Origin of the sequence: Pseudomonas sp. NBRC 111119 (assembly GCF_001320125.1) — a bacterium.
Classification (GTDB): domain Bacteria; phylum Pseudomonadota; class Gammaproteobacteria; order Pseudomonadales; family Pseudomonadaceae; genus Aquipseudomonas; species Aquipseudomonas parafulva.
Map to the genome: position 1 here is coordinate 1 of NZ_BCAV01000072.1, position 16,577 is coordinate 16,577.

Here is a 16,577-nt window from a genome sequence, read left to right on the forward strand (position 1 = left end):
TCGATCTCATAGGCCCTGCACCTGTAACGGCGAACACCTCGCAGCCCTCACCCGATTCGATGCCGAGCCTGCATCCATCACGTCGCGCATCGCAAACAAGCTCCCCCCTACAACCCCTCCAACTCCGCCATCAAATCACTCAGCCGATCAACCTTGTCCTCGTCCAGCGCACTGCCCTGCAGCCCCTCCACATACACCGCCAGTTCCTCCACCGTGCTGCACTCGAACATCGCCCGTAGCGGCACGTTCAGTTGCAACTGCTTCTGCACCCGGGAGGCGATCTGCGTGGCCAGCAGGGAATGCCCGCCCAGCTCGAAGAAATTGTCGTGCACACCCACCCGCTCGGCCTTGAGTACATCGGCCCAGATGCCGGCCAGGGTCTCCTCCAGCGTGGTACGGGGTGGCTGGTAGGCCTGGCTGTGCTGGCCGCCGATTTCGATGGCTGGCAGGGCCTTGCGGTCCAGCTTGCCGTTGGCGTTGTGCGGCAAGCTGTCGAACCAGGCCCAGTGCAACGGCACCATGTATTCCGGCAGTTCCGCGCGCAGCCGTTGCTTGATCTGCTCCAGCAGTGCGCCATCCCCGGCCACACCCTGATGGGCCACCAGGTAGCCCACCAGATGCTTGCCGTTGACGCCCTCCTGCACCGCCACCGCGGCATCACGCAAGGGTGCCTGTTCGTGCAGGCGCGCTTCGATTTCGCCCAGTTCGATGCGGTAACCGCGGATCTTCACCTGATGGTCGATACGCCCAACGTACTCCAGCACCCCGTCTGCACGCCGGCGCGCCAGGTCACCGGTGCGGTACAGCCGCTCACCCGGTGCCCCGTAGGGGTGCGGGATGAAGGCCAGGGCCGTGCGCACCGGGTCGCTGACGTAACCACGCCCCACACCGGTGCCGGCTACGCACAGTTCCCCCACCGCCCCCAGTGGCACCAGGGTCTGTTCGTCGCCAAACAGGTACAGCCGGTTGTTGTCGGTCGGCGTGCCGATAGGCAGGTAGGTGCCACGGGTAGATGCGGCATCGACGCGGAAGAACGCCACGTCATCCGAACACTCAGCAGGGCCGTAGGCATTGACCAGCCCGATATGCGGGTAACGTTGCAGCCACTGCGCGGCCAGCTCCGGCGGCATGGCCTCGCCCGTCGGCAGCATCCAGCGCAGGCTGTCCAGGGCCTGGTGTTCGTTCGCCAGCATGCCCTGGATCAGCGACGGCACGCTCTCCAGCACCGTAATGCCGGTGGCTTGCACATGGGCCAAAAGGCCCTGGGGATCATGGGCAATGGCATTGGGCACGATCTGCACCGTGGCACCGAACAATGGGGCAGCGAGGAACTGCCACACCGAAATATCGAAGCTTTGCGAAGCCGTCTGGGCGATCACGTCTCGCTGGCTCAGCTCAAGGTAAGGCACTTTGCTCAGCTGGTTATTGAGCATGCCGCGCTGCTCCACCATCACACCCTTCGGCAACCCGGTGGAGCCAGAGGTGTAGATGACGTAGGCCAGGTTGTCCGGCCCGCTGTAGATACCCGGGTTATGGCTGGCTACCTGGCTGGCCTGGATGTCCTCCCACACCAGCAACTGCACCTGCCCTTGCAGGCCGCCCAGCAATTGCCGGGCCTGCTCGGCACAGGCCGCTGTGCACACCAGCACCGGGGTGCCGCTGAGCGCGATGATGCCTTGCAGGCGTGCGCTTGGCAGGCCCGGGTCGAGCGGGAGGTAACCGGCACCCGCCTTGAAGCTGCCGACGATCATGCCCAGCAGCGGCAAACCGCGCTCGGCCAGCAGGGCCACCGGCTGGTCCAGCTTCACCCCGGCTGCCACCAGGGCGTGGCCCAGGCGGTTGGCGGCCAGGTTGAGCCCGGCGTAGTCGTGGGCGGCCTCTTGGCAGCGGGCCACGGTACGCTGCGGGTATGCGGCCACCTGGGCCTCGAACTGCGCGATGTAGCTGTGCTCCAGCGGGTAGTGGTGCGCAGTGCGGTTGCAGTCGTCCAGCAGGTAGCGCTGCTCTTCGGTGCCCAGCAGCGGCAGCTCGCTCACCTCACCGTCGAAGCCTTGCACCAGCGCCAGCAACAGGCGCTTGAACTCGGCCAGCAGGCGCTCGACAGTTGGGTAGTCGAAATACCGCTGGTCGAACGACAGGTGCAGGCCCAGGTCGTCGCCCGGGTAGCACACCGCCGTCAGCGGGAAGTTGGTGTGGGTACGGCCCGAATCGGAGCTGGCATTCAGGTGCTGGGCGCGGTCGAGCACGGCGGTTTCCACCGGGGCGTTCTCGAACACGAACAGGCTGTCGAACAACGGCTGGCCCTTGGGCAGCTCGCTGCATTCCTGGATCGCCACCAGCGGCAGGTACTCGTACTCGCGCAGCTCCATGTTGCTTTGCAGCAGGCCCTGCAACCACTGGCGCACACTGCAGCGCTCACCCGGGAGCGGCAGGCACACCCGCAGGGCGACGCTGTTGATGAACAGGCCGACGGTGCGTTGCATCTGCGGCATGCTCACCGGCCGACCGGCAACGGTCACCCCGAAGGCCACGTCGCGCTCGCCGCTGTAGCGCGCCAGCACCAGGGCCCAGGCCGCCTGGGCGAAGGTGTTGACGGTGAGCTGATGGGCCTGTGCCAGCTCACGCAGGCGCACACCCTCGCTGGCGTGCAGGCGGGTGTAGCAGTCGCCGACCACCATGCCGCTGCCGGCGTGGTCATGGCGCAGCGGGCGGTCGCTGGGGATGGCGGTTGCACGTTCAAAGCCGGCAAGGTTGGCCTGCCACCAGGTGCGGGCATCCTCCAGGCCCTGGCGTTGCAGCCAGCCGATGTAGTCGCGATAGCGCGGTGGCACCGGCAACTGCGCCGGGCGGCCTTCGCCCAGCGCCTGGTAGACCTCGAAGAAGTCGTTCATCAACAGCGAGCGGCACCAGGCATCGATGAGGATGTGGTGGTTGCTCATCATGAACCAGTATCGCTCGTCCGCCACGCGCACCAGGCGCAGATGGAACGGCGCTTCACGCAGCAGTTCGAAGCCGGCCTCGCGCTCTTGCTTGTGCAGTGCCTGCAGGCGGGCTTCCTGGGCGGTGTCGTCAAGGCCGCGCCAGTCCTGGTAATCCACGGGCAGGTTGCCCGGTTTATGGATGATCTGCAGCATGGCCTCGCCGCTGTTCCAGCTGAACGAGGCACGCAGCGCTTCGTGGCGCGCCACCACCGCCTGCCAGGCCTGGGCGAACCGCTGCGGGTCCAGGGCGCTGTTGATGCGGTAGCGGTCCTGCATGTAGTAAAGGCCGGTGCCGGGCTCCAGCAGGGTGTGCAGCAGCATGCCTTCCTGCATCGGGGTCAGCGGGTAGACGTCCTCGATCTGCGCAGCCGGTACCGGCAAGGCGTCGATCTGCTCCTGGGTCAGGTGCGCCAGGGGGAAGTCCGACGGGGTAAAGCTGCCATTGCCATCGACCAGGCAGTGGGCCACCAGTGCCAGCAGCTCCTGCCGATAGGCTTCGGCCAGGCGGGCGATGGTTGCCGGGTCATAGCGTTCGGCACTGAACGTCCAGCGCAGTTGCAGGGCGCCGCCGTACACCTGCCCGTCCACGCTCAGCCAGTTGGGCAGTGGCGCATCGGGGTCATGGGCCTGGCCGGCTGGTGCCTGCAGTGGCTCGAATAGCGCCGCGCCGTCGAACTGCTGGTCGAACTGCCCCAGGTAATTGAAGGTGATCCGCGCCTGCGGCAAGGCCGCCATCTGTTCACGGCCGGTCTCGTCGCCCAGGTAACGCAGCACACCGTAACCCAGGCCCTTGTGCGGCACCTGGCGCAGTTGCTCCTTGATACGTTTGATCGAACCGGCGCGCGCAGCGTCGTCATTTCCCGGCAACGGGCGCAGGCTCAGCGGGTAGGCGTTGGTGAACCAGCCGACGCTGCGGGTCAGGTCCATGTCTTCGAACAGCCCGTCACGGCCATGGCCTTCAAGCTGCACCAGCACTTCCTGGTCGCCGCTCCAGCCGCACAGGGCCCGCGCCAGCGCCGTCAGCAGTAGGTCGTTGACCTGGGTGTGGTAGGCCGCCGGCGCTTGCTGCAGCAGTTGCCGGGTCTGCTCCACGTCAATGCCGATGGCCAGGGTGTGGGCGTGGCGGTGCAGGTTGCCGCCCTGGGGGTGATCGCAGGGCAGTTCGCGGCGCACGCCACCCAGTTGGCCTTGCCACCAGCCCAGCTCTTCGCGCAGCGAATCGCTGCTAGCGTAATTCGCCAGGCGGGCCGCCCAGTCGCCCTGGGTGTGGGTCTTGGCCGGCAGCGGCTGGCTGCGGTACAGCGCCTGCAGGTCTTCGAGCAATACCCGCCACGACACACCGTCGACCACCAGGTGGTGGATGGCGAGCAACAAGCGCTGAGCGCCCTGCCCGTCGCTGACCAGCAAGGCACGCAGCAACGGCCCGCGCTCCAAGTGCAGGCTGCGCTGCACGTCGGTGTACAGCGCCTGGCAGTCGGCAAAGTCCGCGACCGTGGCAGTCCACAGCAGTTGCTCGGCAGCAGGCGGGGCATACTCGGCCTGCACGCGGCCATGGGCCTGGACGAAGCGCAGGCGCAGGCTGTCGTGGTGCTGCACCAGGGCTTCCAGGGCCTGCCCCAGCACTGTTTGATCCAGCGGCTGACGCGCCTGTAGCAACACGGCCTGGTTCCAGTGCTGTGGCTGCGGCACATCGCTGTCGAAGAACCAGTGCTGGATGGGCGTGAGGCCGGTCTGGCCCGTGCGCTGGCCCTGCTCGATGGCGCTGGCCGTATCGCTGCGCTGCACCACGGCGGCCAAGGTCTGGATGGTCTGGTGCTGGAACAGGTCACGCGGGCTGAACTGCAAACCGGCCTGGCGGGCGCGGCTGACCACCTGGATCGACAGGATCGAGTCGCCACCCAGCTCGAAGAAGTTGTCGTTCACGCCCACCTGGGCAAGGTTGAGCACATCGGCCCACATCTGCGCCAGCTGCGCTTCCACTTCGTTACCCGGGGCCTGGTAGTGCTGGCGGGCCTGCTCCAGGTCCGGCAGGGGCAAGGCGCGGCGGTCGAGCTTGCCGTTACCCATCAGCGGCAGGCTGCCGAGCAGCACCAGGTGCGCCGGGACCATATAGTCGGGCAGGTGCTGGCGGGCATCGGCCTTCACCGCCTCGCGCAGCCGGGCCTGGGCCTCGCTGGCGGCGCTTGCCTGCTGGCACACCAGGTAGCCAACCAGTTGCCGGCCACCCGGCAGGTCCAGTGCCAGCACCACGGCCTCTTCCACATCGGCATGGGCCTGCAGGCGGCTCTCGATTTCACCCAGTTCGATACGGAAGCCGCGAATCTTCACCTGCTGGTCGGCACGGCCAACGTACTCGACCAGGCCATCCACGCTCAGGCGCACCAGGTCGCCCGTACGATACAGGCGGCCACCTTCCGTGCTGAACGGGTCGGCGACAAAGCGCTCGGCGCTCAGGCCCGGGCGGTCGTGATAACCCTGGGCCAGGCCCGCCCCGCCCACATACAGCTCGCCGATGCCGCCTTGCGGCAACAGGGCCAGGTCTTCGTCAAGGATGTAGGCGGTGCGGTTACCGATGACGCGCCCGATCGGTACGCTGCCCAGGTCTGCCGCCAGCACCTCGGGCGCCAGGCAGGCCAGTGGCATGACCACGGTTTCGGTGGGGCCATAGGCGTTGAAGCACTGCTGCGGCGCGAAGGCCTGGCGGATGCGCAGCAGGTGCTCGCCCGTCAGCGCTTCACCCCCGGTGATTACCAGGCGTACCGGCAGTTGCTCGCCCTGCGCACCCAGGTACTGGGCCAGCTGGCTGCCGTAGCTGGGGGTAAAGCCAAGAATGCTCACCTGCTGCTCGCGCACCAGCTGGCAGATCTCCTGCGCGCCCCACTGCCCCTGGGCCCGCAGCACCACACGGGCCCCACACAGCAGTGGCACCCACAGGCGCTCGCTGGCCGCATCGAAGTTGATCGAATAGAAGTGCAGTTCGCAGTCATCACTGCGCATGCCGAACGCGGCGATCACCGCCTGGCAGTGCATGGCGAACTCGCCGTGGCTGACCACTACGCCCTTGGGCTTGCCGGTGGAACCGGAGGTGTAGATCAGGTAGGCCTGGTGCTGCGGCAGGCTGACGTTATCCAACGGCGCATCGCTGAAGGCAGCCAGGCTGGCGGCATCGTCCTCGAGGCACCAGCGGGTGACGCCCTCCGGCAGGTCGCCCAGTGTGGCCAACAACGCCCGCTGGCTCAGCAGCAGGCCGATGCGGCTGTCCTCGATCATGTAGCGCAGGCGGTCGAGCGGGTACTCCGGGTCGAGGGGTACGTAGGCGCCGCCGGCCTTGAGGATGGCCAACAGGCCAATGACCATTTCCAGCGAACGCTCCAGGGCCAGGCCCACACGGACCTGCGGCCCCACGCCGCGCTCGCGCAGGGCGCGGGCCAGGCGGTTGGCACGCTGGTCGAGTTCGGCGTAGCTCAGGTGCTGGCCGGCGAAGGTCAGGGCGCCCGCCTGGGGCGTGCGCGCAGCCTGGGCGGCGAACAGGCCGTGCAGGGTATGGCCCAGGTCGTAGCCCTGCTCGCCCTGCAACTGCCCGGTCAGCGCCTGTTGCTCGGCGCTGGTCAGCATCGGCAATTGGCATAGGCGTTGTTGCGGGTCGTCGAGCAGGCCCACCAGCAACTGCTGCCAGTGCTCGGCCATGCGCGCGATGCGCGGCTCATCGAACAGGTCGCGGCTGTAGGTGAGGCAGCAGCCCAGGCGGCCGTCGAGGTCGGTGACCTCCAGGTACAGGTCGAACTTGGTGGCACTGGCGTCGTTGACCAGGTAGTCCACCTGCATGCCCGCCAAGGTGCGGCTTTGCTGGAAGGCCCAGCGCTGCACGTTGCACATGACCTGGAACAACGGGTTGTAGGCGCTGCTGCGGGGCGGCTGCAAGGCCTCCACCAGCTGGTCGAACGGCAAGTCCTGGTGCGACTGGCCCTCGATGGCGGCCTGGCGCACCTGCTCCAGCAGCGCACTGGCAGTCATCTGGCCATCCAGCTGGCAGCGCAGCACCTGGGTGTTGAGGAAGGCCCCGATCAGGCCTTCGCTTTCCGGGCGGATGCGGTTGGCCACCGGGGCACCGATGCGCAGGTCACGCTGGCCGCTGTAGCGGTGCAACAGTGCCGCCAGGGTGGCGGTCATGGTCATGAACAGGGTCAGGCCGCGCTGGGCATTGAAGGCATGCACGCGGCTTACCAGGGCCGGCGCCAGCTCGAAACGGTACAGCGCGCCCCGGTGGCTCTGCACGGCGGGCCGTGGGCGGTCGGCGGGCAGTGCCAGCACCGGGTGCTCGTCGCCCAGGCGCTGTTGCCAATAGGCGAGCTGGCGGGCGCCCTCGCCGCTGTCCAGCCACTGGCGTTGCCACACGCTGTAGTCCAGGTACTGCACGGGCAGCGGTGCCAGTGGCGAGTCGCGGTCATCGACAAAGGCCTCGTACAGCTCGCCCAGCTCGCGGGCGAAGATGTCCATGGCCCAGCCTTCGGTGACGATGTGGTGCAGGGTGAGCACGAAGAAATGCTCGCGCTCGCCGGCTTTCACCAGGCAGGCGCGCAGCAGCGGGCCGCGCTCCAGGTCGAACGGCTGGTGGGCCTGGTCATCGGCCAGTTGCTGCAGGCGTTGCTGGCAAGTGTCGGCGGGCAAGGCGCTGAAGTCCTGCCAGTGCAGATGCAGGCGGGTGTCGGCAGCCACGCATTGGTAAGGCACGCCATCAATACTGGGGAAGGTGGTACGCAAGGTTTCGTGGCGCACCAACAGCGCCTGCAGCGCCCGTTCGAATGCATCCACATGCAAGGTGCCGCGCAGGCGGGCCATGCCGCCGACGTTGTAGGCCGGGCTGCCCGGCTCCATCTGCCAGAGGAACCACATGCGCTGCTGGGAATATGACAGCGGCACGGCCTGGCGGCGGTCCACACGGGCAATTTTCCCTTGCAGGTTGCGTTCACCGGCTGCCTGGATGCGCGCGATTTCGGCGCAGAACGCCCCCAGTTCGCTGGCGTCGAACAACGCCTTGAGCGGCAGTTCCACATCGCAGGCCTGGCGCGTGCGCGACACGATCTGGGTGGCCAGCAGCGAGTGCCCGCCGAGGGCGAAGAAGTCGTCCTGCAGGCCAACGCGCGGCAGGTTCAGCACCTCGCGCCAAATGGCGGCGACGGTTTGCTGCAGCGCCGTCTGCGGCTCGACGTGCTCGCGCTGCTGCCACACCGGGGCCGGCAACGCCTTGCGGTCGACCTTGCCGCTAGGGCCCACGGGCATCTGCGCCAGGGGCACGAGCTGCGCCGGCACCATATAGGCGGGCAGTTGCGCTGCCAGCACGTTCAACAGGTCAGCTGGCTGCGCACTGCCGCTGTAGTAGCCCACCAGTTGCGCGCCGACGGCGTTCTGGTGAATGAGCACCAACGCCTGCTCGACGCCGGCCTGCGCCAACAGGCACGCCTGCACTTCCTCAGGCTCCACGCGGAAACCCCGCACCTTTACCTGGTGGTCCAGGCGGCCGAGGTATTCCAGCGCTTCGAGCGGCGGCTGCCAGCGGGCGCGGTCACCGCTGCGGTACAGCCGCTCGCCATGGCCATCAGGCTGGGGCACGAAGCGCTCGGCGGTCAGGCCTGGGCGGTTCAGGTAGCCACGGGCCAGGCCCGCGCCGCCGAGGTACAGCTCACCCGGCACGCCGGGGGTGGTCAGTTCGAGTTCGTCGTCCAGTACCCGGCACAGCACATTGCCCAGCGGGCGACCGATGGGCGAGCGCTCGCCATCGGCCACCTGGCAGTGCCAGTGGGTGACGTTGATGGCGGTTTCGGTCGGGCCGTAGCGGTTGTGCAGTTGCACCTGCGGCAGCACCTGCAGCACGCGGTCACGCAATGCGGCGGCCAAGGCTTCACCACCGGAGAACACCCGGCGCAGGCTGGTGCAGCCAGCCGCCTGGGGCTCCTGGGCAAATACCTGCAGCAGGGGCGGTACGAAGTGCAGCGTGGTCACAGCATGAGCCTGGACCAGGGCAGCGATGCGCTGCGGGTCGCGGTGCTCACCGGGGCCGGCGAGCACCAGCCGGCAACCGGTGACCAGCGGCCAGAAGCACTCCCACACCGACACGTCGAAGCTGATCGGTGCTTTTTGCAGAAGCACGTCGCTGTCGTCCAGGCCGTAGGTAGCCTGCATCCACTGCAGCCGCTCGGCCAGCGCGCCATGGGTATTGCCCACGCCTTTGGGCTGGCCGGTGGAGCCGGAGGTGTAGATCACATAGGCCAGGTTGTCGGCTTCCAGGTGCAGGCCCGGCGCCTGGCTGGGCCAGCTGTCGAGGTGCAGTTGGTCAAGGGCGATCACACTCACGCCGTCGACCTGCGGCAGGTTGTGCAGTGTATTGCTGTGGCTGAGCAGCAGGCTGGTCTGGCAGTCCCTGAGCATGTAGGCCAGGCGCTCGGCCGGGTAGTCCACATCCAGCGGCACATAGGTACCACCGGCCTTGAGGATGGCCAGCAGGCCCACCAGCAACTGCGGCGAGCGCTCCACGGCAATGGCCACGCACGTATCGGGGCCCACACCCTTGTCGCGCAGGTAATGGGCCAGGCGGTTGGCCTGCTGGTGCAGTTCGGCATAGCCCAGGCTGCCACCCTCCCAGGCCAGCGCCACGCGTTGCGGGTGAAGCCGGGCCTGCTCGTTGAGCTGCTCCACCAGCAGGCGCTGGGGCGCAGGTGCCGGGGCCTGGCCCCAGCCCAGCAACTGCGCACGGGCCGCTTCGCTCAACAGCTGCACTTCGCCCACCGGGCGTTGCGGGTTGGCGCACACCTGCTCGAACAGGGCCAGCAAATGCTCGGCCAAACGCTGGACAGTGCTGGCCTCGAACAGCTCACTGGCATAGTCGAACGCCAGGCTCAGGCGGCCCTGGTGGTCTTCCTCGCTGTGCAGCTGCAAGTCGAACTTGGCTTCACGGCTGTGCCAGGGCAGTTCCTCGGCCAGCAGCCCGGGCAGGCGGCGCAAGGCCGACAGGTCGCGTTGCTGGTGGTTGAACATGACCTGGAACAGGCCCTGCTCGCGGGCATCGGGGAACGCCTCCAGCAGTTGCTCGAACGGCAGGTCCTGGTTGGCCTGTGCCTCGACGCTGGCCTGGCGCACCTGGGCCAGCAACTGGGTGAACGGCAACCGCCCATCAACGTGCGCACGCAGTACCTGGGTGTTGATGAAGAACCCGACCAACCCCTGGGTTTCCAGGCGCGGGCGGTTGGCGTTGGGGATGCCCACGCGGATGTCAGCCTGGCCGCTGTAGCGGTACAGCAACGCCTGCCAGCCCGCGAGCAGCACCATGAACAGGCTGGCCTGTTGCTCACTGGCCAGGCGCTTGAGGGCTTCGGTGAGGCGCGTGGGCACCTTGACCTGCAAGCGCGCGGCAAGGTGCTCACGCTGGCGGCTGCGGGGGTGGTCGGTGCACAGGTCCAGCGCGGGCAACTCGCCTGCCAGGTGCGCCTGCCAGTACGCCAGCTGGCGCTCGGCCACACCGCTGGCCAGCCACGCCCGCTGCCAGGTGCCGTAGTCGGCATAGCCCAGGGTCAGCGGCGCCAGCTTGGCCTCCAGGCCCTGGCAGTTGGCCGCGTACAAGCGGGCCAGTTCGTCCAGCAGAATGTTCAGCGACCAGCCGTCGGCGACGATGTGGTGCAGGGTTACCCAGAGCTGGTGGTGTTCATCGTCCAGACGCGCCAGGGTGACGCGCAGCAGCGGGCCCTGGGTCAGGTCGAACGGCTGGCGGGCTTCGGCTTCACGCTGCAGGGTGACCTGATCGCCAGGCAGCCCATCAAGGTCAAGGTGCTGCAGGGCCAGCGGCTGGGCGGGCAGGATGTGCTGCAGCGGCTGACCGCCTGCCTCGCTGAATACCGTACGCAGGGACTCGTGACGTTTCACCAGGGCCTGCAGTGCAGCCTGCAGTGCGTGCTCATCGAGTTCGCCCCGCAGCACCAGCCCGGCCGGAATGTTGTAGGCTGCCGACTGGGGTTGCAGTTGCCACAGCAGCCACAGGCGGTTCTGGGCCAGCGACTGGGGCAGCGGTTGTTCACGCTGCACTGTGCCGATGGCAGCCGCCTGGGGCAGCCCTTGCGCGACAATGGCTGCCACTGCGCGGGTGTAATCGGCCAGCACCGGCGCCTCGAACAGGGTACGAAGGCTCAGGTCGATGCCCAGCTCGTCGGCCAGCCGTGCAGTGGCCTGGGTGGCAGCGATGGAATTGCCGCCCAGCAACAGGAAGTGGTCGTCGGCGGCCGCCGTCTCGACGTTGAGAACATCCCGCCATACCTGGGCGATACGCGCTTGCAAGGCATCGCCGCTCAGGGCTCGGGCGGCCTCTGGACGCTGCTGCGGGAAGCGGGCGTAGCAATCCAGGGTGCCCTCTTCCATGCGCAGGCGGCAGGCTGAGCGTTGCAGCTTGCCACTGGAGGTCTTGGGCAGCGCCCCGGGGTTCAGCAGCAACACCACGGCAGGTGCCTGACGGCAGGCATCGGCGATCACCTGGCGCAGGGTGGTGATCAGCGCCTGGGGGTCTATCGCCTTCTGCACATTGCGGCTGACCTCCACCGCCACACCAATGCCCTCTTCGCCCTGGTGCTCCACGCCGAACACCGCCACCCGGCCTTTGCGCAGCCCCTGAACCTCCTGTTCCAGGGTTTTTTCCAGGTCTTGCGGGTACAGGTTCTGACCGCGCACGATCAGCATGTCCTTCAGACGGCCGGTCACGAACACCTCACCGTCACGCATGAAACCCAGGTCGCCGGTACGCAGCCAGCGCTGGCCGCCCTGCTCGACGAAGGTGCGGGCAGTCGCCTCAGGGTTGCGCCAGTACCCCAGGGCGATACTCGGCCCTGCCGCCCAGATTTCACCCACCTGATTGTCGGCCAGTACCTGCAGGTGCTGGGGCTCGACAATGCGCACGGCATGCCCGGGCTGCGGCCAGCCGCAACTCATCAGCACGCTGCCTTCGCCAGGCTCGGCGCGGTGTTCGGCGAAGGCCTGGGCGTCCAGTTCCAGCGCCGCGATGCCTTGGCCACGGCGGCTGCCGCTGACGAACAGGGTGGCTTCGGCCAAGCCATAGCTGGCAAAGAAGCTTTGCGGGTCGAAACCACAGGCCTGGAAGCGCTCGGCGAAGGTGGCCAGGCTGTCCTGGCGGATCGGTTCGGAACCCGAATACGCCACGCGCCAGCGGCTGAGGTCGAGCCCTTCGAGGGCGCTTTCACTGACCCGCTCGCTGCACAACCGGTAGGCGAAGTCGGGGCCCCCGCTGATGGTGCCGCCGTATTCGCTGATTGCCTGTAGCCAGCGCAGGGGGCGCGCCAGGAAGTAGCCCGGCGACATCAGCACACACGGCACGCCGCTGAAAATCGGCTGCAGCAGCCCGCCAATCAGGCCCATGTCGTGGTAAAGCGGCAACCAGCTGACAATCACATCATCGGGGTTGAGGTCGATGCCGAAACCACAGCGGATCAGTTGTTCGTTGGCCACCAGGTTGCCGTGGCTGACCTGGACGCCCTTGGGCAGCGCAGTGGAACCGGAGGTGTACTGCAGGAAGGCGATGTCGTCGGCCTTGAGCGCGGGTTCGCGCCACGCATCCGCCAGTGCCAGGTCAACGCCATCGACGGCCAGCAGCTCAGGGGCATCGGCGGCTGAAAGCGCCTCCAGGCCCTGCAGGCTGCCGTGCAAGGCATCGACGGTCAGCAGCAGGCGCGGCTGTGCGTCGGCGATGATCGACAGCAACCGCTGCTGGTGGTGCTGGCGGGCCGATTCTGGCGGGTAGGCAGGCACGGCGATGATGCCGGCGTACAGGCAGCCGAAGAACGCCGCAACGTAGTCTGGCCCGCTGGGGAACAGCAACACCGCGCGTTCGCCATGGCCGGCCCGCGCCTGCAGGGCGGCAGCGATGGCACGGGCGCGCTGGTCGAGGTCCCGGTAACTGAGCACGGCCTGCTCGCCCGGCGTGTCGGCCAGAAAGCGCAAGGCGACTTGGTCCGGGCTGAGCGCGGCACGCTGCATCAGGGCCTGGACCAGCGTGAGCGGGAGTTCGAAGGCATGCGTCATGGGGTGTTCCTGCCGGTGTCTGGGTGGGCGGGCCGGTTGCACCGCCACCAGGGCGGGCAGCATGGGCGGCCGGGGATGTACACAGGGGAACGGATAGGCAGGGGCAGAAATTAGCGGGTGTTGCCCTGTACGCGGGCCTGAGGACGCGCCCCTTAGGCAGGGCCTGGCTTAGAACTGAAAAATACAGATACTAATTTCGTTTCGTATTTGACAATCATTATCATTCTGAATAGCTTGTCGCACGTCTTAGGACGCATCTGAAGTTTCAGTGCGCCCTTTCCCTTCTGTGACAAGGTGATTTCCATGGCGGAACAACTATCCACAAGTAAGTGCGATTCACCATTACTCCAGGCCTTCGTCGACAACCGCAACATCCTGCTAAAGATTGCCGCACGCATCACCGGCTGCCGCTCACGCGCCGAAGACGTGGTACAGGACGCGTTTTTCAGGCTTGGCAGCGCGCCACAGATCACCTCCTCGTTCAAGGCGCAGCTCAGCTACCTGTTCCAGATCGTGCGCAACCTGGCCATTGACCATTACCGCAAGCAGGCAATGGAGCTGAGGTATTCCGGTAGCGAGGAAGAGGGCCTGAACGTGGTCATCCAGAATGCCTCGCCCGAAGCCACCCATATCAACCGGGCAGCGCTCGACGACATCGCCCAGGCCTTGAACGAGCTACCCCAACGCACCCGCTACGCGTTCGAAATGTACCGCCTGCACGGTGTGCCGCAGAAGGACATCGCCAAGGAGCTGGGCGTTTCCCCTACCCTGGTCAATTTCATGATTCGCGACGCGTTGGTGCATTGCCGTAAAACGGCCAGCCGGCAAGGTTGAACGGGCGCCGCGCAGCGCATCGCGCTGCGCGCCCGCTCACTCAAACCAGGTCACAACGCTCAAAAAAACGCTCCCGCCCCAGAATCATCAGCGCGGCGCGCTTGTGCGGGAAGTCGAATTCCTTGTCGCAGTGGAAACACTGGTCATGCATGTAGCCAATCATCCTGGCATTGTCGGCGCGTGGCTCGGCCACTACCCGCTGGGTGCGGGGGTCGTCCAGGAACAGGTAGTGCACCAGCGCCGATAGCCAGCTGGCGACCTTGTGCGGGCCGCGGTGGCGCTGTTCGCCCACCAGCATGTGAATGCCGCGGTCGTAGTCATCGGCCGGGTAGAACGGCGCGATGCGGTCTTCCTTGGCCCAATAGGCTTCGAAGTAAGCGAACGGCTCGTCGTCGAAGCAGCCGATCAGCGTCAGGGTATGCGGGTCGGCGTCCAGCTTGCTCAGGTATTCGCGGTGCTGCGCCAGCGTGCCGCCTTCCTGCCAGAACGCCTCTACCCGCGGGTCGTTCTGCCAGCGGTTGAAGCGCTCCAGGTCGTGCTCGATTTCCAGGGTACGCAACGACACCCAACTGCCCAGCCGCGCATCGAAGCGCCGGTACACTTCCCCCCGCGGCTTAGGCGCGCGCTGGGGGTGGCGCTTGCCATCGGTGATGCGCATCTGCTGCGGGTACACCGGTGCCACCGACTCGCCCAGCCATGGCTGCGGCAATTGCCAAAACATCCCGCGCTCGCACACATACTGGCCCGGCTGCTCTTCGCGCAACAGGCCGCTGGCGAGGGCCTGCACGGGCACCTCAGGGAGCTGCCAGGCCAGCCGCTGGCAAGACGGGTTGCGTGACAGCAACCAGTAGCATGCGGCCCACAGCGCCTGGTAGGGCCGCTCGGTGCATGCGTGTTCCAGCTGAACGGCAAGCGGCTCACCAGGCTGCACACGCAACTGAATCAATGGCCGCCCCTGTAGAGACAGGCTCAACCGGTTATCCCCCTCCTGGCCATCAAGGCTGCGCCAACGGGGGGGTGACAAAGGCTGCGAAGTGGCATCGAAAGGCATGGGCGTAGCTCGCTGAAGTGGAAAGTGGGCTCACAGTCGAGAACGAGGGCGCCGAGGCCGAATTTAGTGCAGTTCGGGCGTGAGCTGTATGCCGTAGGGCTCGAAGATGCGGCCCAGTTGGCCATTGTCGCGCAGCACCTGTAGCAGCCTGGCAAACGATTGCGCCGGTATCGGCGCGCCGGGGCGCAGCAGCGCATAGTGGTGGTACAGCTGGTCGATACGCTGCGAAGCCAGCAGTTGCGCGCGGCTGGCGGGGTTACGGGCGATAAAGTCGTTGAAGAACGAGCGGGTTACCAGGGCAATGTCGGCCCGCCCCGCCTGCACCATCAGCAGGTTGCTGTCATGGGAGTAGGTGAGCGTGGCATTGAACGCATGGCGCAGGTAGCCGGGGTCGGGGTTGAACCCGGCGAATGCGTAGTGGTAGCCGTTGAACAAGGCCAGGCGTTTGCCCCGCAGGTCGTCGAAATAGCCAGGGCTCTGCGCGCTGCTGGTGCGGGCAACGAACACCTCCGCGTCTTCCAGGCCCATGTCCACGGCCTGGTGCGGCACCTGTGCCCAGCCCCATTGCGGGTTTTCGAAAATGGCCATGTCGGTGCGGCCCTGCTTGAGGTCGCTGAAGCGGCGCTGCACGGAGGTGGGCACCAGCACGAACCGATAGCCAGGCTGCAGGCGGTTGAGGGCGTCGATCAGTTGCACCAGCAGGCCGGCACCGGCGCCCTGCTCGGGGCGCACGGTATAAGGGGGAAAATGCGCAGCCCCGACCCTGACCTCGACCTGCTCGGCAGCCCATGCCGGTGCCGCCAGCCAGATCGCGGCAAACAGCAGCAAGGTCGACAGGGCCTTAAGGCCGGGCGCTGGAGTCAAGACGGACACTCATCACGTTGGATGCCTGGGTATGCCTAAGCTAGGCGCTTTCCAGGGGCGGCACAACTGCCGAAACCTGACCTTTATGCCAAAGCAGGCGGCAAAATGCCAGGGGGTGCCTGAACGCCGGACTTTGGCTACGCTCTAGCAGGATCTGCAAGGGAGCCTGGTATGGGCCATTGGTTGGTGATCGACCTGGAAGCGACGACAGACGACGGCGGCTGGCCAGTCGCAGACATGGAAGTGATTGAAATCGGCGCAAGCCTGGTGACCCGTGAAGGCCGTGAGGTGGACCACTTCCAGCGCTTCGTGCGGCCCCGTCGCAGGCCGCAGCTGACACCGTTCTGCCGGCAGCTGACCCACATCAGCCAGGCCAACGTGGACACCGCGGCACCGTTCACCGAGGTATGGGCAAGCTTCGAGCGCTGGCTGGGACATCACCGCGAGCAATTGCAGGCGTGGGTGAGCTGGGGTGACTACGACCGCCAGCAACTGGCCCAGGAGTGGCAGCAGCACGGCCTCGACAGCCTGCTGCGCGCCCTGCCGCACATCAACCTCAAGCAGCGCTTTGCCAAGGCCCGCCACCTGCAACGGCCCACCGGGCTCAACAGCGCCTTGCAGATGGCGGGCATGCACTTCTGCGGGCAGCAGCACCGGGCCCTGGAAGATGCGCGCAACACCGCGCGGCTGCTGCCGTTGAGCCTGCCAGCCGGTTGACCTGCGCTGCCGTTCAAAGCAGATGACGGGGCCTTTGGCGTTGGGCATACTGGCCA

The 16,577-nt window shown here is 66.8% G+C and carries 5 protein-coding genes; 2 read left to right on the forward strand and 3 right to left on the reverse strand.

The genetic code is table 11. The features are described 5' to 3' along the window. Window positions 1–107 precede the first annotated feature (107 nt). The gene (locus APH25_RS23550) at window positions 108–13,055 is read right to left on the reverse strand and encodes a non-ribosomal peptide synthetase (protein ID WP_060483563.1); all 12,948 of its coding nucleotides are present in this window, start codon (window positions 13,053–13,055) and stop codon (window positions 108–110) included. A 303-nt stretch (window positions 13,056–13,358) separates the two neighbouring features. Here APH25_RS23550 and APH25_RS23555 point away from each other — a divergent pair, with 303 nt between their 5' ends. Beyond that, window positions 13,359–13,889 (forward strand): RNA polymerase factor sigma-70, encoded by a 531-nt coding sequence (locus APH25_RS23555; protein WP_028632181.1) that lies wholly within the window; start codon window positions 13,359–13,361, stop codon window positions 13,887–13,889. A 40-nt stretch (window positions 13,890–13,929) separates the two neighbouring features. Here APH25_RS23555 and APH25_RS23560 read toward each other — a convergent pair whose 3' ends face one another. Together APH25_RS23560 and APH25_RS23565 are read right to left on the reverse strand one after the other, a co-directional pair. Beyond that, on the reverse strand, window positions 13,930–14,940 hold the full coding sequence (locus tag APH25_RS23560; protein WP_060483564.1) for a GNAT family N-acetyltransferase: 1,011 nt from the start codon (window positions 14,938–14,940) through the stop codon (window positions 13,930–13,932). A gap of 63 nt (window positions 14,941–15,003) precedes the next feature. After that, a complete protein-coding gene (locus APH25_RS23565; protein ID WP_060483565.1) occupies window positions 15,004–15,804 on the reverse strand; it encodes an ABC transporter substrate-binding protein in 801 nt (266 codons plus the stop codon). Window positions 15,805–15,975: 171 nt separating this feature from the next. Here APH25_RS23565 and APH25_RS23570 point away from each other — a divergent pair, with 171 nt between their 5' ends. Beyond that, on the forward strand, window positions 15,976–16,521 hold the full coding sequence (locus APH25_RS23570) for an exonuclease domain-containing protein (RefSeq protein WP_028632178.1): 546 nt from the start codon (window positions 15,976–15,978) through the stop codon (window positions 16,519–16,521). Window positions 16,522–16,577 lie beyond the last annotated feature (56 nt).

Excerpts from the sequence above, each read along its gene's own strand:
- APH25_RS23550 (WP_060483563.1), bottom strand. The coding sequence starts at position 13,055 with ATGACGCATGCCTTCGAACTCCCGCTCACGCTGGTCCAGGCCCTGATG.
- APH25_RS23555 (WP_028632181.1), top strand. The coding sequence starts at position 13,359 with ATGGCGGAACAACTATCCACAAGTAAGTGCGATTCACCATTACTCCAG.
- APH25_RS23560 (WP_060483564.1), bottom strand. The coding sequence starts at position 14,940 with ATGCCTTTCGATGCCACTTCGCAGCCTTTGTCACCCCCCCGTTGGCGC.
- APH25_RS23570 (WP_028632178.1), top strand. The coding sequence starts at position 15,976 with ATGGGCCATTGGTTGGTGATCGACCTGGAAGCGACGACAGACGACGGC.